A 5,238-nucleotide genomic window follows, 5' to 3' on the forward strand; every position below is an offset into this window, starting at 1 on the left:
GCGGTCGATCAAGTATCCCACGACCGGAGTGGACAGTACCTGCGTGACGATGAAGACCGTGAACGAGGCCTGGACCGATGCGCGAGACCATCCGAACGTCTTTACGATCTCAGGAACGAAGAGAGTCCACGAGTACTGGATATTCGCAACGGCCGCCATACAGATCACGCCAGTCACCAGCTGAACCCAGCGGTTCTTCGCAACGGCAAACTCAGTGCGCGCTTCCACTCCGGCTGTTGCGGACATTGCAATCCTCCCCTTGTCTGGATGTGTTATCTGTTGAACTCGCTCTTGATTGTTGGTCGTCTGGTTATGCCCTCGTAGCTTTTTCTGATTGCGGACTTGCGCACGATCGCCGGGATGACTCGCAGCAAAAACCCCTGCTCTCGCTTAAACCTCGGTTACGCTCTCGCTTTTGTCCTGGATTTTTTTCCCGGGCGAATAGACCCCTTGTCTGACGCAGGTTGCACGCGCAGGCCCGCGACAATCCATTTCGTCGCCTCCGAAATATGATTTTCAAGAAGCTTCACCGCCTTGTCCGCCTTACGCGCGAGAGCGGCTTCAAGTATCTGTTTATGCATCAAGGCCCTCGGGCCACTTCGCTGGGCTGTTTTGGCGGACAAGCGCCGGTATCGATCGAACTGATCGTTCAGAATACCGTGAAGATGCAGCAGACACGGCGAACCGCAGGCCGCGATCAGCGTGTAGTGAAACTCCCTGTGGCGTCGTTCCCACAAATCCTGGGCGACATCGCTGCCGGCTCGTTCGAGCAGCGCCAGCTTGTGACGCGCCGAAAGCAATTCGCCCTCCCAACTGTCGTCGCCGGATTGAATGGACAGGCGCAGGGCCAGGCCGTCCACGTGCCTTCTGACCATTGAAACGTCGGTAATATTTTCGACCGAAACCTCGGAGACGTGGAATCCACGCTGACTGGTCGCAACAACCAATCGGTTCTCGGCCAAACGCGAGAGCGCCTCCCGAAGCGGACTGACTCCTACGCCGTAGGTATCTCGCAGGTCGTGAAAGCGCAGTTTTTTTCCGGGCGCCAGACGAGAGCTGATGATGTCGGCCCTTAATCGCTCGAAGATCTCGTCACCGAGGGTCCTCAATCGTGTCTCGTCCGATTGAGGCATGAAGGCCAAATCGCCCTGGTCTATTTTCATTTGGAAAATCCTCGAACCCAGCGAGCCTCCGCCGGTCAGGCGGAGGCCTCGTGGCGCGTCTTTTGAAGCATCGCAGCAGTCGTCTGATTCACGTTGAGGGGCACAGGTTTCGGCATGTTCTGGATCGTATGGACCGATCGGCCCCACCCTCGCGTGCCGGCCTGAAGGGTCCGGTCTTTCACCACGAACCGGCCGCGTACGATCGTGTGGACAGGAAGTCCTTGCACTTTGCGTCCGTCCCACGGCGATATTTTCGACGTCGAGTGCAACTCCGCATCCTTGACCGTCCAGTTTCGCTTGAGATCGACGATGGCGATATCGGCATCGGCGCCAACCTGAAGGACGCCTTTCCGGGGATAGAGGCCCCAGATCTTCGCGGGATTGACCGCGCTCCACCGGACGTAATCGCAGATCGAGGCGCGGCCCCGCGCGATCTCCGTCAGCATCAGCGGCATCTGGATTTCGACGCCAAGGAATCCGGCATCCACCGTCCAGATGTCGTTACGCGTCTTTTCTTCCTGGGAGTGCGGCGCGTGGTCGGTCGCGATAACATCGATCGTACCGTCCAGAAGCGCCGCCCAGAGAGGCTCCTGATTCCGCGCTTCCCGCACGGGAGGATTGACGCGAATGACCCCACTGCATCGCGCATAGTCTTCGGAAGACAACATCAGATAGTGCGGGCAGGTCTCACCGGTAATGTCGACGCCCCGCGCCTTGGCTTCGCGGAGAGGCCGTAACTCTCCGGCCGAGGATATGTGAAGGATGTTGATCCGCGCGCCGGTCCACTCAGCGAGGATGGCGGCCCGGGCAACGGCTTCGATCGCAACCACCTCCGGTCGGGAGGCGAGGTGGTCGAGCGCCGCGGAATAGCCGGCTGCCCGCAGCTTTCCTTCCCGGCGCTCCATGATCGAATTCGTCTCGGCGTGAAGCGATATGCGCTTTCCGGTGGGCGCAACGGCCTCAAAACCTTCCAGCATCTCGCCCGTGGACGGAGAAGGAATGCGGCCGAACGTATTGCCCATATAAAGTTTGAAGCCGATCGCACCGACTTCCACCAATTCGGGCACTCGCTCGATCGAAGTCGCACCGAGGACGGCGTACAGACCGAAATCGACATGCGCCTTTTGCGCAGCCATTGCGAGTTTTGCCGCAAGCACTTCGCCGCTATCGACCGTCGGAAGGGTGTTGGGCATGTCGAAGACCGTCGTGACACCGCCGAACGCAGCGGCGAGGGTTCCCGAAGCGAAGTCCTCCTTGTGTGGATAGCCGGGATCGCGGAAATGAACATGATCGTCGATCGCCCCGGGCAACAGATGCAACCCCTTCGCATCCAACGTATCCTTGGCGGCGGGCATCGCCTTTGCGTCGCCAATCGCTATGATAACGCCGTCCTTGACCGCAAGGCTCGCGGCGTAGGTGGTATCAGCGGAGACAACCGTACCATTGTGGATGACAAGATCTGCGATCGTTTCCATGACAGCCTCACTTCTCAAAGCATTGCCCATCCGCCGTCGACGGGAAGGTCAGCGCCGGTAATCTGTCGCGAGACATCGCTCGCCATAAAGAGGCACGCATTGGCGATATCCTGATCGACCGTAATACGTCTCAACGCATAGTCCTGCGCGTGCCGTTCCGCGGCTTCTTCCGGAGTAATGTTCAGCCGCCGCGCCATATCGGCGCAAACCTTGTCGCGAAAGCGGGGTCCGTCCACCATGCCGGGCGCGACATAATTGACGTTGATGTTGTGTTGCCCGACTTCAAGGGCGAAGCTTTTCGTGACCCCGCGCAGGCCCCATTTGGACGCCGAATAGGACACTCGTCCCGCCCTCCCGCGCATCCCGAAGGTGCCGCCGACATTGACGATTTTTCCATACCGCTGCTTGATCATCGCCGGCAGGACCGCGCGCATCGTATGAAAACAGCCGTTCACATTTAGCCGGACGATTTCCTCGAATTCCTCGGGAGTCGTTTCCACGCCACTCTTCCCTACCGGCCCCGACCCGCCGGCAACGTTGACGAGAATGTCGATCCGGCCGAACCGCGCAACCGCGGCCTTCGCTGCCTCGTCGCATTGCGGTGCATCGATCAGGTCACAACGAACGACGATCGCCTCCCTGCCGGAAGCTTGCACTTCTTCGGCAATAGGTTCGATGGCGGCAACGTCACGTCCGACGAGGACGAGGCGGCACCCCTCATCTGCGAAGCTTCGGGTGATTGCGGCCCCCATGCCCTTGGCCGGCCCGGTAATGAATGCAACGCGCCCTGCAAGGTTCAAATCCATGGGAGTTCCAATGATTGGCCTGGGTTGAGATCACCGAGAGGCGAATACAGCAAATAGTTAGAAGCCGGTCCGGACCTGAGTCAAGAATTTTCGAAATTTTTCGGAATGTACGATATTTCTGGTTTTCCCCTCGTCATCCCCCCAATGCGCTGCACAAAAAAGGTTCGTCCACTGCTCAATAATTCGACATTATCGAAATTTTCGAAATTATTGTTGCTATCAAAAAGTTTTTATCTATCCTTTGTCATCGGTAATGGGGCTGGCCGCCGGCGCAACGATGCGGGCTTTGGCTTCGGAAGCTCCGGGGTTTCAAGAAAATGTCCGGAGAACGCCGCGCCTGATCTTTCAATCTGAAGCTTGAAACAGCGAGGGTGTTATGGTCTTCAGTGACTGGGTTGGTCTTGCTTGGATCGTCGGCGCGATCTGCTTCTGCTTCGCTTCCGTCGGAATCGGCATCATCGTCGCCGAGATATTTGGCCGCGAACACGCCGTCTTGTGGATCGTCGGCCTTCAATGCGCCTTTCAAATCCTGATTTCTTTTACGTCCGCGCAATTTGTCGGACTTACAATCGGGGGAGTGACCTTCATTACGATCGCCGGGTCGCTGATCTATCCGACGATCGAGCTTGGAGCGAATTACCTGAACGAGTTTTACGGCCTCAAGATCTCGCGCACTTCTGTCAATGCCCAGCTCGTCTGCCGTGTCGTGACCTCTATCGTTCTGGGATTCCTGTTTCTTCTTCCCACCGCTACCGGCTACGAGCAGAACCACTCTGAATTCCTGAATCTAAACAAGATCGTTCCTCGTATCGCCGCCGCGAGCATTTTCGCAACGTGGATTACCGGACTCGTCATGGTTTATGTCTACGACGTCGTGCGCTCTCGAACGGGAGACGGGATGCTGTGGCTGCGGGCGGTGAGCGCGAACGTGGTTTCGATGTTCGTCAATTCGCTTCTGTTTGTGATTGCCGCATTCGCGTTCGTTCTGCCGATCCATGTGCTGGTCAACATGGTCGCCGTCCAGATCCTGTTCAAATTCATCGATTCATTCCTCGAACTCGGCTTCCTGTACGGATTACGTGAAATGAAGGCCCGCGGGCTGCTGGTTCACAACGGGACGGAGCTGGCATCTCCGGCGAGTGCGACCTAGAGCGGAACAAATCTGACGCGACCGCTCAAGTCGCCAAGCCAAACGGGCCATCGTCCTGTTGGTCGACTCTCCTTGGCGTCTTGGCTTGAAGCTGGACGTTAAGCTGAAAAAGAACACGCGTATGGACGAAAAGGCTAAAATCGCGCGAGTGGACGCGGGCCCGGACACCGTCCATTGGGGGTATTTCGACGCCAGGCTCACTCCTGTCCTTACCGTGGACAGTGGCGAGCGCGTCGTGATCTCGACTGTGTCGGGTTCACCGGAGCTCTTGCCGCCGGAGCCGTTTCTCATTCCGGCGGCCTTGCCCGCAAATCACGGGGCGCAAGGGGATGGCGAAGTATGCGTCACGGCGGCGGAAACCGGCCTTGTCGGCACCTTCCGTCTGACGGTTCGCGATGACCTCAGGCTCGAATGGCCGCTCGCCGAGACGCCGACCCACATGATCACCATGGCCTTCGATCCAGACCTCGACGATTGCGTAGTGACCGCGGTGCGCCAAATGCTCGATCTCGTTTGCAAGCGTACCGGAATCGATCGATATCAGGCATATACCCTGCTCAGTCTGGCTGGCGATTTACGTGTCACTCAGGTCGTCAACGGCAACAAGGGCATTCACCTGATATTGGAAAAGCGATATCTGACCC

General features: G+C 58.0%; 5 protein-coding genes and 2 pseudogenes. 3 read left to right on the forward strand and 4 right to left on the reverse strand.

What is annotated here, in order from left to right:
* The 4 genes and pseudogenes from WB528_RS12355 to WB528_RS12370 form a co-directional block, all read right to left on the reverse strand.
* Positions 1 to 246 (reverse strand): annotated as a pseudogene (locus WB528_RS12355) (oxalate/formate MFS antiporter); the annotation flags it as partial.
* Between the two features lie 155 nt (positions 247 to 401).
* Positions 402 to 1,163 carry a GntR family transcriptional regulator gene (locus tag WB528_RS12360; protein ID WP_423888698.1) on the reverse strand — a complete coding sequence of 254 codons (762 nt, stop codon included), beginning with the start codon at positions 1,161 to 1,163 and terminating at the stop codon, positions 402 to 404.
* Between the two features lie 35 nt (positions 1,164 to 1,198).
* Positions 1,199 to 2,638, reverse strand: coding sequence for an allantoinase AllB (allB, locus tag WB528_RS12365; RefSeq protein ID WP_423888699.1), 1,440 nt, complete (start codon positions 2,636 to 2,638; stop codon positions 1,199 to 1,201).
* A gap of 14 nt (positions 2,639 to 2,652) precedes the next feature.
* On the reverse strand, positions 2,653 to 3,444 hold the full coding sequence (locus WB528_RS12370; protein ID WP_423888700.1) for an SDR family NAD(P)-dependent oxidoreductase: 792 nt from the start codon (positions 3,442 to 3,444) through the stop codon (positions 2,653 to 2,655).
* 105 nt (positions 3,445 to 3,549) lie between these two features.
* Between WB528_RS12370 and WB528_RS12375 the strand changes: the two genes are divergently transcribed.
* The 3 genes and pseudogenes from WB528_RS12375 to WB528_RS12385 all read left to right on the forward strand — a co-directional run.
* A complete protein-coding gene (locus WB528_RS12375) occupies positions 3,550 to 3,798 on the forward strand; it encodes a hypothetical protein (protein WP_423888701.1) in 249 nt (82 codons plus the stop codon).
* A 22-nt stretch (positions 3,799 to 3,820) separates the two neighbouring features.
* Positions 3,821 to 4,594, forward strand: a complete 774-nt coding sequence (locus WB528_RS12380) for a queuosine precursor transporter (RefSeq protein ID WP_423888702.1) — start codon at positions 3,821 to 3,823, stop codon at positions 4,592 to 4,594.
* An 85-nt stretch (positions 4,595 to 4,679) separates the two neighbouring features.
* A pseudogene (locus tag WB528_RS12385) lies at positions 4,680 to 5,238 on the forward strand (hypothetical protein); the annotation flags it as partial.

Source organism: Bradyrhizobium sp. (genome assembly GCF_049586575.1).
Taxonomy (GTDB): domain Bacteria; phylum Pseudomonadota; class Alphaproteobacteria; order Rhizobiales; family Xanthobacteraceae; genus Bradyrhizobium.

Excerpts from the sequence above, each read along its gene's own strand:
- WB528_RS12370 (WP_423888700.1), bottom strand. The coding sequence starts at position 3,444 with ATGGATTTGAACCTTGCAGGGCGCGTTGCATTCATTACCGGGCCGGCC.
- allB (WP_423888699.1), bottom strand. The coding sequence starts at position 2,638 with ATGGAAACGATCGCAGATCTTGTCATCCACAATGGTACGGTTGTCTCC.
- WB528_RS12380 (WP_423888702.1), top strand. The coding sequence starts at position 3,821 with ATGGTCTTCAGTGACTGGGTTGGTCTTGCTTGGATCGTCGGCGCGATC.
- WB528_RS12375 (WP_423888701.1), top strand. The coding sequence starts at position 3,550 with ATGTACGATATTTCTGGTTTTCCCCTCGTCATCCCCCCAATGCGCTGC.
- WB528_RS12360 (WP_423888698.1), bottom strand. The coding sequence starts at position 1,163 with ATGAAAATAGACCAGGGCGATTTGGCCTTCATGCCTCAATCGGACGAG.